This is a genomic window from Stenotrophomonas lacuserhaii (genome assembly GCF_039674585.1).
GTDB lineage: Bacteria > Pseudomonadota > Gammaproteobacteria > Xanthomonadales > Xanthomonadaceae > Stenotrophomonas > Stenotrophomonas pennii_A.
The window spans coordinates 19,597-35,577 of sequence record NZ_JBDJNU010000042.1; the positions used below are offsets into that span (position 1 = coordinate 19,597).

Genomic DNA, 15,981 nt, shown 5'->3' on the forward strand with positions numbered 1-15,981 from the left:
CTTCCTGCCATTGCAGGGCACCCCATTCCTGGATGCTGATCGCCTGCTGCAGTCCCGCGCCTAGCTGTTGGCGAAGCTGTCACGTAAAAAACGGGGACGGCGGTGGAGCGGGTGAAGGGAATCGAACCCTCGTCAGTAGCTTGGGAAGCTACAGCTCTACCATTGAGCTACACCCGCAGCGCAGGCCGCTAGTGTAGGGGCGCCATGCGGTGAAGCGCAATCGCGCATTGCAAAAAAAATGGAAGAGCGCGCGGCGCTCGTATGCCCGGTTCTTCGGCACCCCCGCCGCGCGACGGCACCTGCCGTCACGTTCGACAGTCCTGATCGCAGGATTGCTCAACCCCGGCCAATCGGTGGAAATCGAGGTGACTGCGGTGCGCCGTAACGCGGCGAGGGAATGACGGCCAGCGGCCGTCACTCCCCATTGCGGTGACGACCAACGGTCGTCACCCACCAAGCCGTCACTACCGTCAGAACGTGCCGCTGACGCTGGCGAAGATCGAGGTGTCCATCGCCTTCTTCTGCATCGTGGTGGCGCTCAGGCCGATGTTGCTCTGCAGGCCGAACAGTTCCATGCGCGCACCCAGGATGGCGGTGGCGTAGTCCTTGTCGAACTTCAGGCCCGGCACGCGGTAGCTGCCCACGCCCGGCAGGCTCTGCAGGAAGGCGCTGCCGTCCTGGCGGTCTTCGAACTCATGGTCGTAGGTGACCTGCACATACGGCTTGATGCTGCCGCCGTCCAGGCGCGCCTGCCAGCCGAGGCGGCCGACGGTGGAATCGGCGTCCTGGTCGTTGTAGCCGAGTGCGGTGCTGCTCGGATTGCTTTCCAGATAGCCGTCCAGCTTGACCTTCTGCCAGATCACCGCGGCCACCGGACCGTGGCGGAAGCCGCCTTCCTGGCCGAACTCGTAGCCGGCGTTCAGGGCCGCGGTCAGGTTGCTGCCTTCCGGCGAGCCGGTGTGTTCGCGGGTGGCCGGGCCGAGGTGCACCTTGCGGGTGACGTCGTAGTCCAGCCAGCTGTAGCTGACCTGGCCGTTCACCCAGGCGCGTTCGCCATACCAGCCGGCGAACAGGCCCAGGGTGGTGTCGGACTGGGTGAAATCACCCTGGCTGTTGCCGAAATCGGCATCCATGCGGCCGTAGCCGGCGAAGCCGCCGATCACCATGCCATCGCGCGCCCAGTCAATGCCGAACAGGCCGGCCGGGGCCAGCCCGTCGTACAGATCCGCGTGGTCGTAGCGCTGCATGTCGCCACGCACGCCGCCCCACCACGACAGGCCGTCAGCCGGGGCGCCGCCCAGGTGCAGGCTGACCTGGTCGGCGCGCGAGCGGCCCACGGTCTGTGCCGAATGGGTCAGCACCTGCTGCAGGCGCGGGGCTTCCAGCACCGAGACGGCATACTGGCCGAGCATCTGGTGGGTCGCGGTGGACGGATGGATGCCGTCGGCGAATACATAGGCGGTGGCCGCATCCGGTGCGACCAGGCTGGTCGGGTTGCAGAGGAGCGAGGTGGCGACCGTACAGGCCGTGCCGGTGACATTACGGAAGCCGTAGGTGCCCGGCGAGGCGACGATTTCCCGCAGGATGGTGAACGTGTCCAGCGGAATGAATTCGATGCCGGCCTGGGTCAATCCGCCATACAGCGCATTGTTGTAAGCGGTCGCCACGGCGGTGAACTGGGCCATGGCGGCCGGGCCACCGGCGCGGGCCATCGGGGTCAGGCCGATGTCGGGCAGGTTCGGGACCACCACGTACTTGGCGCCCGCCGCCTGAAGGCTGCCGACGATGCCGATCTGGCTGGTGACCGCCGCGCCAATTACGGCAGGCGCCTGCGCCGGGGTGGTGATGCCGAGCAGGTTGTTCGCGCCACCCCACACCGTGTACAGCGCATTCGGATCGGCCTTGCCACCGTTGGCGGCGAGGTAGCGGCTGGCCTGGGTGGCAAGCGACGGGACCGGACCCAGCGCACCCACGATATCGGTGGCCACGGTGGCGCTGCCGGCGGCATAGTTGTCGCCACTCTGCCCGTTGCCGTTCGGCGTGGCGTTGGTGCCGTAGTAATCGGCCACGTGCTCGGCCCACACCCATCCGGGATTGGTGGTGGATCTGCCGGTTACCGCCTGCACCGCAGGCGGCAGCAGCGGGCGGTAATAGCCGCTGTCAGTCAGGCTGTCGCCAAAGAACACCGTACGGTTGAACGCCGGCTCGGCGGCCATGGCCGGCAGGGCGGCAAGGGCGAGCGCAGCAGCGATCAGGGTGCGGACGGGGCGTTTACTGGACAACATGGGGAACTCCTGTGGGATCGATCGCCGGCAATACGCCAGCGCACGGTGCAATGGTTTCATCAGCGCTGGCAAAGTCACGCTGCGTCGCGGCATGTAGTGTCGCCTGAAGCCCGTTGCTGGGGAGGGCTGAGCGATTCCCGAAAGCTCCCGGCTGCCTGCAACCGGCGTATCGGCGACAATGGCGACATGAACATCCAGCTCAACGGCCAAGTCCGCGCCCTGCCCCCCGGTGCAACCGTCCACGACCTGCTGCAGCACGAACAGCTGCTTGAACGCCGCGTGGCGGTGGAAGTGAACAGCGAGATCATCACCCGCAGCCTGCATGCCACGCACGTGCTCGCCGACGGCGACGTGGTGGAGATCGTGCACGCGCTGGGGGGTGGTTGAGGCCTGCCGCTGCGCTCGCCGAGCATGGCTCGGCGCTACCGATTCCTGCGCCCGCCGTTGATCCGCCCTCGTGCGGCGATCCCCGGCGCCGGTTACCCCATGCGATAATCGCGTCATGAACCATCACGCCCCTTCTGATTCGCTGGTCATCGCCGGCAAGACCTACGCCTCGCGCCTGCTCACCGGCACCGGCAAGTTCAAGGATCTGGACGAAACCCGCGCGGCCACCGAAGCCGCCGGCGCGCAGATCGTCACCGTCGCCATCCGCCGCACCAACATCGGCCAGAACCCGGGCGAACCGAACCTGCTGGACGTGCTGCCGCCGGACCGCTTCACCATCCTGCCGAACACCGCCGGCTGCTATACCGCCGAAGACGCGGTGCGTACCTGCCGGCTGGCGCGTGAGCTGCTCGATGGCCACAACCTGACCAAGCTGGAAGTACTCGGCGACCAGAAGTCGCTGTATCCGGACGTGGTCGCCACGCTGAAGGCTGCCGAGATGCTGGTGAAGGACGGCTTCGAGGTGATGGTCTACACCTCCGACGACCCGATCCTGGCCAAGCGCCTGGAAGAGATCGGCTGCGCGGCGGTGATGCCGCTGGCCGCGCCGATCGGTTCCGGGCTGGGCATCCAGAACAAGTACAACCTGCTGCAGATCATCGAGGACGCCAAGGTGCCGATCATCGTGGATGCCGGCGTGGGTACCGCCTCGGATGCGGCCATCGCGATGGAGCTGGGCTGCGATGGCGTGCTGATGAACACCGCCATTGCCGGCGCGCGCCACCCGGTGCTGATGGCCAGCGCGATGCGCAAGGCGGTCGAAGCCGGCCGTGAAGCCTTCCTGGCCGGCCGCATCCCGCGCAAGCGCTATGCCAGCGCCTCTTCCCCCATTGATGGATTGATCGGCTGATGACCGACCCGTTTTCCAGTACCGGCTCCAAGGCTCCGGCCAAGCCGTTCACCGTCCACGAAGGACGCCGCGAGATCCGCAGTTTCGTGCTCCGCCAGGGCCGCTTCACCCCGGCCCAGCAGCGCGCGTTCGATGAGCGCTGGCCGCGTTTCGGCCTGGATTTCACCGGCGAGGTACGTGACCTGGCCGCGACCTTCGGCCGCGATGCGCACAAGGTGATGGAGATCGGCTTCGGCAATGGCGTGGCCCTGCGCTTCGCTGCCCAGCAGGATCCCTGCCGCGATTACATCGGCATCGAAGTCCACGCCCCCGGCGTGGGCAGGTTGCTGAACGCACTGGCCGATGATGATGTCGACAACGTCCGCCTGTACCACCACGACGCGGTGGAAGTGCTGGAAAAGGAAATCGCGGACGGCGCGCTGGATGAAGTGCGCATCTATTTCCCGGATCCGTGGCACAAGAAGCGCCACAACAAGCGCCGCCTGCTGCAGCCGGCGTTCGCCGGACTGCTGGTGCGCAAGCTGCGCTCCGGTGGTCGCCTGCACTGCGCCACCGATTGGGAAGACTACGCCGAGCAGATGTGGGACGTGCTCGACGCCACCGCCGGGCTGGTCAACCGGGCCGGCCCACGGGGCCAGGTACCGCGTCCGGAATGGCGGCCGCAGACCCATTTCGAGACCCGCGGCCAGAAACTCGGCCATGGCGTCTGGGACCTGTTGTACGACCGCACCTGACCCCCTGACACCGACCGGATCGCGCCCCCCATGGAAACCGCGCTGACGCTGACCACCGACATGAAGCTCGTCCTCGGGCTGGTCGGTTTCACGATGGCGATGTTCCTGTTCGAGCGCATCCGCGCCGACGTGGTCGCGTTGGTGGTGCTGGTGGTGCTGGGCGTCACCGGCCTGATCGCGCCGGAAGAAATCTTCGGTGGTTTCTCCGGTAACGCGGTGATGAGCATCATCGCCACCACCATCCTGGGCGCGGGCCTGGACCGCACCGGTGCACTGAACCGGCTGGCCGCCTGGCTGCTGCGGCGCGGCCATGGGGTGGAACAGCGGCTGCTGATCATGACCACCGCGATCGCCGGCTTGAACTCCTCGTTCATGCAGAACCCTTCGGTGATGGCGCTGTACCTGCCGGTGGCCTCGCGGCTGGCCGCGCGCACCGGGCTGACCCTGCAGCGCCTGCTGCTGCCGATCGCCGCGGCCATCGTGATGGGCGGCGCGCTGACCATGGTCGGCAACTCGCCGTTGATCCTGCTCAACGATCTGCTGGCATCGGCCAACAACAACCTGCCTTCGGGCCTGGCCACCATCGAACCGCTGCGGATGTTCGCCCCGCTGCCGATCGGCGTGGCCCTGCTGGTGGCCGCGCTGCTGTACTTCCACTTCTATGGCGACCGCAAGCTGGTGGAAGAGGAAACGCTGGCCAATGACGGGGTGACCCCGGCGCGTACGGAAAGCTACTTCGCCAAGACCTACGGCATTGAAGGCGATGTCTTCGAACTGGTGGTCACCGCCGAAAGCCCGATGGTCGGCATGACCCTGGGCGAGGCCGAAACCCTGCACGATGCCCCGCTGCTGCTGGCGCTGAAGACCGGCAACGATACCCGCCTGGCGCCGCCGGCGGAGATGCGGATCTGGGTGGGCAGCGTGATCGGGGTGATGGGGTCGCGCCAGCTGGTCAGCGATTTCGCGCAGAACCAGTTCCTGCGCATGTCCTCGCGGTTGAAGCACCTGGGTGACCTGTTCAACCCCAGCCGTGCCGGTATTTCCGAAGCGGTGGTGCCGCCGACGTCGGACGTGATCGGCAAGAGCGCGGCCGAACTGCGCCTGCGCAAGGAGCGCGGCCTGAGCCTGCTGGCGATCAACCGCGACAAGCAGGTGATCCGCGAGGACGTGCGCGATGTACAGCTGCGTGCCGGTGACATGCTGGTCTTCCACAGCATCTGGACCGACCTGGCGCAGGCCGCGCGCGGCCGCGAGTTCGTCATCGTCACCGACTACCCGAAGGGCGAACAGCGCCCGCACAAGTTCAAGATCGCGATGAGCATCTTCGCGCTGACCATCCTGATCGCGCTGACCTCCAAGCTGCCGGTGGCGCTGACCCTGATGACCGGCGTGGCCGGCATGCTGCTCACCGGCGTGCTGCGCATGGACGAGGCCTACGCCTCGATCAACTGGAAGACCGTCTTCATGATGGCCGGGCTGATTCCGCTCGGCTGGGCGATGGACTCCAGTGGCGCGGCGGCCTGGGTGGCCGGGCATACCATCGACAAACTGCCCGAAGGCATCCCCTTGTGGGTGCTGGAAGTGGCGCTGGCGCTGCTGACCACGGCGTTTTCGCTGGTGATCAGCCATGTCGGGGCGACCATCGTGATGGTGCCCATCGCGGTGAACCTGGCGTTGGCCGCCGGCGGCAATCCCACTGCATTCGCGCTGATCGTGGCGCTGTCGGCGTCCAACAACCTGATGACCGCCTCCAACCCGGTGATTTCGATGATCACCGGCCCCGCCAACTACACCCCGCGCGAGCTGTGGCGGGTCGGCGCACCGCTGTCGCTGGTCTACACGATGGTGGTGGTGGCGATGATCAACATCATGTTCTGAGCCGGCGGTGATGACGGCCAGCGGCCGTCATCCGTCGCGGTCGTTCGCTGCCGTCGTCAGGCCAGGAACACCTGGCCATCGCGCACCTGCAGCGGCACTGCCCGCAGCCGGTCCCCCTTGCACGGGCCGGCCACGCATTCGCCACTGTCCAGCGCGAACGAGGCACCATGCGCGGCGCAGACCAGATGGCCTTCGCGGCTTTTCAGGAACTGCCCCGGCGCCCAGTCCAGCCGCCGCCCGGCATGCGGGCAGATGTTGAGGAAGCCGCGCACCTGATCGCCATCACGGTGGAGCACCAGCGATTCCGCATCGCCTTCAATCAGCACCTCCACTTCGGCGAAGCCGCCGTAGGCGACGTTGTCGAGGGCGATCAACGGCTGGTCGGACATTTCTTACTCTGCATCTGGAATAAATCCGATTGTCGCACGCCTGGCGATAGGGCTGGCTGTCACATGAACGCAAGTCATTGATCGGTAATGAACACGCACCATGATTAACGATTTTTTCACTCAATGGGCAAAGCATCGCCCCGATACTGTCCGCTCGCTGATTTCAGCAAAGTGAGTTACCGATGATCAACCGCACCTTTCAGTTCGGCCAGTTCCGCACCCTGTTTGCGCCGCGCAAGCCGCGTCATCCGTTGGTGCGCGTTGCGGTAGGCCTGCTTGGCGTTGCCATCCTGGGCGTGATGGTGTTCGTCGGCGTGTTCGTGGGTGCGGCGATGATCATGGCCGGCCTGGCCTGGAAGCTGTTGGCACAGCGCAAGGCGCCTGCGCGGGCGGTGGATGCCAACGTGGTGGAAGGCGAATACCGCGTGGTGCGCAAGCCGGCGCTGCCGACGCACTGATCTGCTGGGTCGTGGGTTGTAGGTGGCGGGTGACGACTGTTGGTCGTCACGGTGTTGACTGCATACCGCTGCGCTCGCCGAGCATGGCTCGGCGCTACCGCTCTCCCCGGCATGGCTCGGCGCTACCGCTCCGCCCGGCATGGCGCGGCGCTACACTGCGACGACCTGATCGTTAGGACGTGCGCATGACCGATGTAATTCCTGCCCAGCCCATTCCCCGCATCCCGGTAGTCGGTGGTGGCACCTTCCCGGTACACCGCATCTATTGCGTGGGCCGCAACTTCGCCGACCACGCCAGGGAAATGGGCGCGGCGGTGCCGGATGCAGCGGCACGCGGCACCCCCATGTTCTTCAGCAAGCCGGCCGATGCCATCGTGGTCGGCCACGACGATGTCATTCCTTATCCGCCCGCCACCAGCGACCTGCACCACGAGGTGGAACTGGTGGTGGCGATCGGCGTGGACGCGCCCGAAGGCGTGCTGCCGGTCGAACAGGCGTTGTCGCTGGTGTACGGCTATGCCGTCGGCCTGGACCTGACCCGCCGCGACCTGCAGGCCGCAGCCAAGCAGAAGGGCCATCCCTGGGATACCGCGAAGGGCTTCGATGCCTCCGCGCCGATCAGCGAGATCGTGCATGCCGGTGAAGTAGGCGATCTGGCCGCGCTCAACCTGTCGCTGGAAATCAATGGCGAAGTGCGCCAGCAATCACTGCTGGACCAGATGATCTGGAGCGTGCCGGAAATCCTGCACGAGCTGTCCCGGTTGTGGCGGCTGCGCGCGGGCGATCTGGTATTCATGGGCACGCCGGCCGGCGTGGCCGCCTTGAAGCCCGGCGACCGTTTCAGTGCACGCCTGGAGAACGTCGGCGAGCGTCACGGCGTCATCGCCGGCTGACACTGGCTGGGTTAGCCTTCAGCGCGAACACCCCCACTTTTTCAGGAGATCTCAATGGGATTCATCACTGAGTTCAAGGAATTCGCCACACGCGGGAACGTCATCGACCTGGCCGTTGGTGTGGTCATCGGCGCTGCGTTCGGCAAGATCGTGACCGCCCTGGTCGAGAAAATCATCATGCCCCCGCTGGGCTGGGCGATCGGCCAGGTGGACTTCTCCGATCTGGTCTGGACACTGGCACCGGCACGGGTCGCCGCCGATGGCGCGGAGATCCCGGCGGTGGTCATCGGCTACGGTGATTTCATCAATACCATCATCCAGTTCGTGATCGTGGCCTTCGCGATCTTCCTGGTGATCAAGGGCATCAATCGCCTGTCGAAGAAGAAAGAAGCCGCGCCCAAGGGCCCGAGCGAAGAAGTCCTGCTGCTGCGCGAAATCCGCGACAAGCTGTCCGGCCCACAGGCCTGACCGGCCCATCGGGGTCAGGTTCCTTTGCACGGCAAGGGAACCTGGCCCCTTCTGGATGTCCTCTTTGCGCCATCTGTCCGGTTCTGGTCATTTCCGATGGACATGACCTAGGGCCCATGCACCCGGCAACGACGCTGCTAAGCTCAGACGCTTATGCCCCCTGCCGGAGTCCTCTGCATGCGCCGCCGCGTTCTTGCCATCGCCTCTTCCCTTGCCCTGCTGGCCTCACCGGCGTTCGCCGCGCCGCGCATCACCACCCTGCCCCCGGCCTCGCTGGATACCGCAGCCCAGCTGCGTGAGCAGGCATTGGCCGATGACACCGGCTGGAAGGTGGTGGAATCGCTCACGACGGAAGTCGGCCCGCGCATCGCCGGCAGCGAGGCCGATGCCCGCGCGGTGGCCTGGGCGGAAGCACGTTTCAAGGCATTGGGTTTCGACAAGGTCTGGAAGGAACCGGTGACCTTCCCCAAGTGGGAACGTCGTAGCGAACATGCCGCCGTGGTCGGCGCGCATGCGCAGCCGCTGGCGATCACCGCGCTGGGCGGCAGCCCCGGCGGAAAGGTGCAGGCCGAGGTGGTGCGCTTTGCCGACCTGGCCGCGCTGCAGGCCGCACCGGCCGGCTCGCTGCAGGGCAAGATCGCCTTCGTCGATTACCAGATGCTGCCGTTCCGCGATGGCCGCGACTATGGCCGCGGTGGCGCGATCCGCAGCAAGGGTCCTTCCGAGGCGATCCGCAAGGGCGCCGTCGGCTTCCTGATGCGCTCGGCAGGCACCGATTCGCACCGCGTACCGCATACCGGCATCACCCGTTACGACGACGGGCTGACCCCGGTGCCGTCGGCCGCCTTGTCCGTGCCCGACGCCGACCAGCTGGCGCGCCTGGTCGCGCGCGGCACCACCACCGTCAGCCTGGCACTGGATTGCGGTTGGGATGGCACCGCGACGTCCTACAACGTGATCGGTGAAATCACCGGGCGCACGCTGCCGAAGGAAGTGGTGGTGATCGGCGGCCATCTGGATTCCTGGGACCTGGGTACCGGCGCCATCGATGACGCGGCCGGCGTGGGCATCACCATGGCCGCGGGACACCTGATCGGGCAGTTGAAGCAGGCGCCCAAGCGCAGCATCCGGGTGGTCGCGTTCGCCAACGAGGAACAGGGCCTGTACGGCGGCAAGGCGTATGCCGAAGCGCATTCCAAGGACATCGTGCTGCATCAGCTGGCAGCCGAAAGCGACTTCGGCGCAGGGCGCATCTATGCGTTCAACACCGGATCGCCGAACCCGGAAGGCTCACGCGATGCCACGCGCCAGATCGCCGAAGTGCTCAAGCCGCTGGGTATTGAATACGTCGCCGACAAGGGCGGCCCGGGTCCGGATATCGGCCCGCTCGCCGCCAAGGGCGGTGCCTGGGCCTGGCTGGCGCAGGACGGGACGGACTACTTCAACCTGCACCACACCGCCGACGACACGCTGGACAAGATCGACCCGAAGGCGCTGGCGCAGAACGTTGCCGCCTACACCGTGTTCGCGTATCTGGCCGCCGACGCCGATGGCAGCTTCGGCAGCGAAGCCAAGGCGACCGTCCCGCCGGGCGAATAAGCCGCCGGCCCACGGCGCCCGGGCGAACCCCGGGCGCCGTGGCATTCAGCCGGTCGGTCTGGTGATGCGGTTCCACAGGCTGGCGCCCTTGATGCCCAACCGATCAGGATCGAATACCGGATCGATGCCCGCGTTGCGGCTCGTTTCGTAGTCGCGCAGCGCCACCAAGGCCGGCTTGTGCAGCAGCAGGATGGCGATGATGTTGAGCCAGCTCATCATCCCCACGCCGATGTCTCCCAGGGTCCAGGCGACCGTGGCGCTGTTGATCGCCGAATACGCGGCCAGCGCCAGGAACAGCACGCGGAAGGTGGTGACGATCCCTGCCGATGGCCTGTCCCGGCACAGGTAACTGACGTTGGTGTCACCCATGTAGTACAACGCCAGGATGGTGGTGAAAGCGAACGGAAGGATCGCCAATGCCACGAACGACTTGCCGAATCCGGGCAACGCCGATTCCACCGCGTGCTGCACGAAGCGCGGCCCGGCCTCCATGCCCGGCACGTTGTCCAGCAGCATCCGGGCCTGGTCGGGCACGCCGTTCACGGCCGGATCGTAGACGTTGTACATGCCGGTGGACAGGATCAGGAACGCCGTGGCGCTGCACACCACCATGGTGTCGATGTAGACCGAGAATGCCTGCACCAGCCCCTGCTTGACCGGATGGGAGACCTCGGCCGCTGCCGCCGGGTGGGCGCCACTGCCCATGCCGGCTTCGTTGGACAGCACGCCGCGGCGGACGCCCCACTGGATCGCCACGCCGATCATCGCGCCGAACGTCGCATCCACGCCGAAGGCGCTGCGCAGGATCAGCGAGAGTACTTCCGGAACACGCTCGTAGCTGAGCAGCATCACCACCAGCGCCACCAGCAGGTAGGCGGTGGCCATCAGCGGCACGATCCACTGGGTGACCGCGGCGATGCGGCGCACCCCACCGAAGATGATCAGTGCCAGAAGCAGCACCACGGCCCCTGCGCTGGCCTGCACGGGCAGGTCCCAGGCCTCATGCAGTGCACTGGCGATCGCATTGGACTGGGTGCCGGCGAGCATCGCGGAAGCGGCAACGGTGCATATCGCGAAGATCACCGCATACCAGCGCTGCCCCAGCCCCTTTTCCATGTAATAGGCCGGTCCACCGCGGTACTGGCCGTGGGCGTCGCGTTGTTTGTAGATCTGCGCGAGCGTGGACTCGACGAACGCACTGGACGCGCCGAAGAACGCCACCACCCACATCCAGAAGACGGCACCGGGCCCGCCGAAGGCGATGGCCATCGCCACGCCTGCGATGTTGCCCACGCCCACCCGGCTGGACAGCGAAATGTTCAATGCCTGGAAAGGCGACAGGCCGGATTCCGACGCGCGGTGCTTGAACATCAGCCGCAGCATTTCCGGCAATGCGCGCAACTGGATGAAGCGCGTCCGGATGCTGAAGTAGAGACCGCCCAGCAGACACAGCGCGACAAGGTAGGGGCTCCAGACGATGGCGACGATGGCGCCAACGATCGATTCAAGGGTCACGACACAACTCCACGAAGCAGAGGGGGTGAGTCCACCCTGCCCAGTGCAGGAAGCGCCAACAATCAGGAAAGCTGTGAAAGTTGCGCTGGATCAGGAACGCGTCCGCGGTGGGGCATGGCGTAATCGAACCGCTCGGATCGGCGCGATTCCCTACGCGCCAATCAGATATCAAGCAGCATCAGCAGCCGGAATCCTGACCCTTCCAGCCCTTCGCGCACCGCGATGGAACGGGGTTGTCGCCACCCGCACCTCACTGACGCGCACATTGTGCAACCCCGGCTGAATCAACTGCGCGGGTGCCCCCTGCGACAGGCGCTTGGGACGAGCATCGGCCTGCCAAATGCGGCCCCGCTGCCCGCGTTCCGGCGCAGTCCTGACGCGTGTCGTTTCCGGTGACGTGTCGTCCGGCGCGATGCAGCAGCGATGCAACCAAGGAGCTGTCCTACGATGAACGCACGTCCCCTGCCCGTGGCCTCTGCTGCCCTCCTGGATGTGGAGGCGCTGGAATGCGCAACGTCCAACACCGCCGCCAACAACGCCGGACACGCGTTCATCAACGCCTTGCACGTGCCGCTCGAGAACGTCCACGTGCAGGAACAGGGACTCCACCTGCACATGATCCAACTGGACAGTGCCGCGTGGGTCGGGCACGACATCGAACGGTGCGGGGTGGGCGCGGACTCCGCGCAGGCGACCCGTTCGGGCATGTACGCCGCCATCGCGCAGATCATCCATGCCACCCATTGGCGGACTTCGGAAGTGCACGCCTGCCGGGTCGCGGACTATCTCGAACTGCCCGGTGTTGAAGCCGCCCTGAGCGACCTGGTGCCGATCCTGGCCGAGCAACCGGAGCGCCGCGTGGCCCTGATCGCCCTGCAGGAGCTGGGCGGCGAACGCACCTTGCCGGTACCGGTGGTCCTGCTGCATCCCACCTTCCTGTGCGATGCCGACACGGTCGTGCACGCCAGCGCGTTGCACGACGATTTCGACTATCACCTGCTGCGTGCCTACGGCAGCACCCACAGCGTCGCCGCCGGGCCCTCGCAGGAGGAAGCCCTGCTGCTGGGGATGTTGGCCGCACAGGAACGGATGGCGGCCGGCCTGTTCGCGGTGCAGGGGCTTGCACTGCGCCAGCAACGCTACCTGCTCCAGGTGGACATGGCGACCCTGCCGCCGCAGATCCGGAGCCTGTGGGAGCTGGTCCAGCAACGCGAGGGCCACCCGGTGCACCTGTTCGACATCAGCGGCAGGGGCAGTGTCCCGACCTACCTGGCCTGCGCGGAAACCGCGGCGGGGACAGCCTACCGGGTTACCGCAGGGGCGGGGTTCAGCTGCGAACACGCCGCCACGCGCGCGCTTCGTGGCCTGCTGAAAGCCCACGAGTTCACTGCCTGGTCCGGCGCCCGCCGCCGTGCTGGCGCCACCGCGCAGGACCTGCACCACCACCTGGGACTGCTCGGCATGCAGGAAGGGCAGCAGCGCCCGTTCTGCGTGCAGAACATCCGGGACATCCTGCGCAGGGGCGGTTTCCAGGAAGTGCCATTCGGCCGCACGCGGGTCCCCATCGCGGGGTCGTTGGCAGGGCGGATCCAACAGCTGCATGACAATTTCAGCCGCAGCGGCATGACGGTCTGGCTTGCACGCTATCCGTCGCCGCAAAGCGGCAGCGACGTGGCCTGCGTGCAGGTACTGCTGACGCCGTTCGATGCCGGCTTCCTGCTGCTCAACGGCGTGCCGGTGAGCATTTCACTGGCGTCACTGGACGCCGCAGCCAACGACGGCTGACCCAGCACGCGTAAAAGAGCCCGGCCGTGGAGTCGGCCGGGCTGCCGCAGCGACCCATCCCACGCGACGGGCGGCATCCAGCGGATGCACCGGCCAACGACATCGCATAGGAGAGAAACTGCGATGCCGCGCCTTCAGGGTGCTATCCGCTTCGTCCGCCGGCCATGGGATGAAAGACAACCGTGGGGTCAGGCAATGCGGGAACGCGCCCACTGGGCCAGCAACACGGCCGTTGCCGACGCCACGTTGAGGCTTTCCACCGCCCCGCTGCCGGGGATCGAGACCTGCAGGTCACACGCCGCGGCCAGGGCCCGGTCCATGCCTTCGGCTTCGGCGCCCATCACGTAGACCAGTCGCTGCGGCAGGTCGGCGGCGAACACGTTGCTGCCTCCTTCGACCAGCGTGGCGGCGAGGCTGAAGCCGGCCTGGCGCAGCTGCGCCATCGCTTCGGCGGTGGCCGGCAGCTGCACCAGCGGCACCGCTTCGGCACCGCCTTCAGCCACGCGTGCGGCAGCACCGGAAATGCCCAGCGTGCTGCCTTCGGCCAGCAACAGGCCGCCGACACCGAAGTGCGCGGCCGAGCGCAGGATCGCGCCCAGGTTGTGCGGATTGCCCACGCCGTCCAGCCACAGCGCCAGCACCGGGCCTTCGGGCAGCTGCTGCAGCCACTGCGACAGTTCCAGCACCGGTGCGCGCTGCACATCGGCCACCACGCCTTCGTGGTGGGTGGTGCCGGACAGCTTGTTCAGGTCACCGTCTTCCACCACGCGATAGCCGATCCGGTTGGCCACGCACCACTTCAGCAGCGGCTGCATGCGCGGGATCAGGCCTTCCAGCAGGTAGATCTTGCGGACCGCCTGCGGGCGCTGGTTGAAGGCGGCCAGCACGGCATTGACGCCGAACAGGCGCAGTTCGTCGTCATTGCCGCGCGCTGCCGGCGTTGCCGGCGCATCAGCGCGCGGCAGCGGGGTGGCGCGCGGCGGACGCGCGGACGGCCGACGGTTGTTCCAAGGGTTGTTCACTTACGCTGCTTCCTGTTTCTTCTGCCAGAAATCGGCATTCTTGATGCCCAGTGCGACAGGGTCGAAGGTCGGGTCCAGGCCCAGCTTCTTCTGCCGCTCATAATCACGCAGGGCGATCATGGCAGGCTTCTGCACGATGAGGATCGCCACGATGTTCAGCCAGGCCATCAGGCCGACACCGATATCGCCCAGCGCCCAGGCCAGCTGTGCATTGTGGACGGCACCGAAGATCACCATGCCGATGATGCCCAGCCGCAGCACCAGCACCGTCAACGGACGCTTGGCGTTGTTGTTGAGGTAGGTCAGGTTGGTTTCGGCCATGTAGTAATAGGCCATGATCGTGGTGAAGGCGAAGAAGAAGATCGCCACCGCCACGAACGCCGCGCCAAAACCGGGGATGACGCTTTCCACGGCGGCCTGCGCGTAGCCGGCGCCTTCGGCGATGCCGGCAAGCCCCTGGAAGAGGGGCGCCGCACCGGCGTCCGGCGAGTACACGTTGTAGGTGCCGGCCGCCAGGATCAGGAAGGCGGTGGACGTGCACACCATCATGGTGTCGAAGTAGACCGCGAAGGCCTGCACGTAGCCCTGCTTGGCCGGATGGGAAACCTCGGAGGCGGCTGCGGCGTGCGGTGCCGTGCCCTGGCCCGCTTCGTTGGCGTAGATGCCGCGCTTGACGCCCCACTCCACCGCCAGGCCCATCATCGCGCCGAACGCGGCATGGGTTCCGAACGCGCTGTCGAAGATGATGCCGAACATTTCCGGCACGCGCTCGGCATTGAGCACCATGATGGTGATGGCCATCAGGATGAAGCCGGCGGCCATGAACGGCACCACGATTTCAGCAAAGCTGGCGATGCGCTTGACGCCGCCGAAGATCACCACGCCCAGCAGCAGCGCGACCGCGACGCCGATGCCGAGCTTCATGGCCTGCACCTGCTCCATGCCGAACACCTGCCCGTCCAGCGGGCCACACAGGGCGCCCCCGCGGCAGGCGTTGACGATGCTGTCGGCGATGGCATTGGCCTGCACGCCGGGCATCAGGAAGCCGGCGGCGACGATCGTGGCCAGCGCGAAGGCCATCGCATACCACTTCAGGCCCATGGCCTTTTCGATGTAGTACGCCGGGCCGCCACGGTAGCGGCCTTCGGCATCCTTGGTCTTGTAGATCTGCGCCAGCGTACATTCGATGTAGGACGTGGAGGCGCCCAGGAAGCCCATCACCCACATCCAGAAGATGGCGCCGGGGCCGCCAAAGGCGATGGCGGTGGCGACGCCGGCGATGTTGCCGATACCCATGCGGCCAGCCATCGACATGGCCAGTGCCTGGAAGGAGGACACGCCGGCATCGGACTTCTCGCCGGACACGGTAAGCCGGCACATTTCGAAGAAACCGCGGATCTGCATGAAACGGGTCCGGGCACTGAAATACAGGCCTGCGGCAAGGCACATGAAGATCAGCGCCTTGCTCCAGATGATGCTGTTGATGAAATGTACGGCTGCTTCCACGCGCTCTCTCCAGTCGGCGGAACAAGGGACGTCCCGTCGGCTGAGGGGAACCGGGTTGATTCTAGCTGGCGAATGGAACTCTTGGTGGGTGACGACCGTTGGTCGTGGGGGGGGGGGGGGGGGGGGGGGGGGGGGCACGCCGCCGCCGCACA

At 66.5% G+C, this 15,981-nt stretch carries 15 protein-coding genes and 1 tRNA gene; 10 read left to right on the forward strand and 6 right to left on the reverse strand.

Translation table 11 applies throughout. The annotated features are described in order from the left end of the window. Positions 1-103: 103 nt before the first annotated feature. Positions 104-177, reverse strand: a tRNA-Gly gene (locus ABE522_RS14360). 32 nt (positions 178-209) lie between these two features. Here ABE522_RS14360 and ABE522_RS14365 point away from each other — a divergent pair. Further along, positions 210-401, forward strand: coding sequence for a RidA family protein (locus ABE522_RS14365; protein WP_346592272.1), 192 nt, complete (start codon positions 210-212; stop codon positions 399-401). 69 nt (positions 402-470) lie between these two features. Here the strand turns inward: ABE522_RS14365 and ABE522_RS14370 are convergent, their stop codons facing one another. Next, a complete protein-coding gene (locus ABE522_RS14370) occupies positions 471-2,285 on the reverse strand; it encodes an autotransporter outer membrane beta-barrel domain-containing protein (RefSeq protein ID WP_346592273.1) in 1,815 nt (604 codons plus the stop codon). A gap of 186 nt (positions 2,286-2,471) precedes the next feature. On the opposite strand from ABE522_RS14370, the gene thiS reads away from it, so the two are divergent. The 4 genes from thiS (at position 2,472) to ABE522_RS14390 (ending at position 6,194) form a co-directional block, all read left to right on the forward strand. After that, on the forward strand, positions 2,472-2,672 hold the full coding sequence (gene thiS / locus ABE522_RS14375; RefSeq protein WP_346592274.1) for a sulfur carrier protein ThiS: 201 nt from the start codon (positions 2,472-2,474) through the stop codon (positions 2,670-2,672). A gap of 115 nt (positions 2,673-2,787) precedes the next feature. Further along, positions 2,788-3,582 (forward strand): thiazole synthase, encoded by a 795-nt coding sequence (locus tag ABE522_RS14380; RefSeq protein WP_057687375.1) that lies wholly within the window; start codon positions 2,788-2,790, stop codon positions 3,580-3,582. Then, positions 3,582-4,316 carry a tRNA (guanosine(46)-N7)-methyltransferase TrmB gene (gene trmB, locus ABE522_RS14385; RefSeq protein WP_346592275.1) on the forward strand — a complete coding sequence of 245 codons (735 nt, stop codon included), beginning with the start codon at positions 3,582-3,584 and terminating at the stop codon, positions 4,314-4,316. Before ABE522_RS14380 ends, trmB begins: the two co-directional genes overlap by 1 nt. Before the next feature lie 30 nt (positions 4,317-4,346). Beyond that, a complete protein-coding gene (locus ABE522_RS14390) occupies positions 4,347-6,194 on the forward strand; it encodes an SLC13 family permease (RefSeq protein WP_346592276.1) in 1,848 nt (615 codons plus the stop codon). Between the two features lie 56 nt (positions 6,195-6,250). Here the strand turns inward: ABE522_RS14390 and ABE522_RS14395 are convergent, their stop codons facing one another. Then, positions 6,251-6,583: a Rieske (2Fe-2S) protein gene (locus ABE522_RS14395; RefSeq protein ID WP_346592277.1), complete on the reverse strand. Its 333-nt coding sequence runs from the start codon at positions 6,581-6,583 to the stop codon at positions 6,251-6,253. A 182-nt stretch (positions 6,584-6,765) separates the two neighbouring features. On the opposite strand from ABE522_RS14395, the gene ABE522_RS14400 reads away from it, so the two are divergent. The 4 genes from ABE522_RS14400 (at position 6,766) to ABE522_RS14415 (ending at position 10,001) form a co-directional block, all read left to right on the forward strand. After that, complete coding sequence (locus ABE522_RS14400; protein WP_346592278.1) at positions 6,766-7,041, forward strand: hypothetical protein; 276 nt, start codon at positions 6,766-6,768, stop codon at positions 7,039-7,041. 185 nt (positions 7,042-7,226) lie between these two features. Next, the gene (locus ABE522_RS14405; protein ID WP_346592279.1) at positions 7,227-7,934 is read left to right on the forward strand and encodes a fumarylacetoacetate hydrolase family protein; all 708 of its coding nucleotides are present in this window, start codon (positions 7,227-7,229) and stop codon (positions 7,932-7,934) included. A gap of 54 nt (positions 7,935-7,988) precedes the next feature. Next, on the forward strand, positions 7,989-8,402 hold the full coding sequence (gene mscL, locus ABE522_RS14410) for a large-conductance mechanosensitive channel protein MscL (protein WP_346592280.1): 414 nt from the start codon (positions 7,989-7,991) through the stop codon (positions 8,400-8,402). A gap of 177 nt (positions 8,403-8,579) precedes the next feature. Beyond that, entirely contained in the window at positions 8,580-10,001 is a 1,422-nt protein-coding gene (locus ABE522_RS14415) for a M28 family peptidase (RefSeq protein ID WP_346592281.1), read from the forward strand. Positions 10,002-10,046: 45 nt separating this feature from the next. Here ABE522_RS14415 and ABE522_RS14420 read toward each other — a convergent pair whose 3' ends face one another. Next, positions 10,047-11,516, reverse strand: coding sequence for an alanine/glycine:cation symporter family protein (locus ABE522_RS14420; RefSeq protein ID WP_346592282.1), 1,470 nt, complete (start codon positions 11,514-11,516; stop codon positions 10,047-10,049). A 447-nt stretch (positions 11,517-11,963) separates the two neighbouring features. On the opposite strand from ABE522_RS14420, the gene ABE522_RS14425 reads away from it, so the two are divergent. After that, positions 11,964-13,301 carry a YcaO-like family protein gene (locus ABE522_RS14425; protein WP_346592283.1) on the forward strand — a complete coding sequence of 446 codons (1,338 nt, stop codon included), beginning with the start codon at positions 11,964-11,966 and terminating at the stop codon, positions 13,299-13,301. A 188-nt stretch (positions 13,302-13,489) separates the two neighbouring features. Here the strand turns inward: ABE522_RS14425 and ABE522_RS14430 are convergent, their stop codons facing one another. Together ABE522_RS14430 and ABE522_RS14435 are read right to left on the reverse strand one after the other, a co-directional pair. After that, complete coding sequence (locus tag ABE522_RS14430) at positions 13,490-14,323, reverse strand: TrmH family RNA methyltransferase (RefSeq protein ID WP_406846365.1); 834 nt, start codon at positions 14,321-14,323, stop codon at positions 13,490-13,492. Beyond that, positions 14,324-15,829, reverse strand: coding sequence for an alanine/glycine:cation symporter family protein (locus ABE522_RS14435; RefSeq protein ID WP_346592284.1), 1,506 nt, complete (start codon positions 15,827-15,829; stop codon positions 14,324-14,326). Positions 15,830-15,981: the final 152 nt, after the last annotated feature.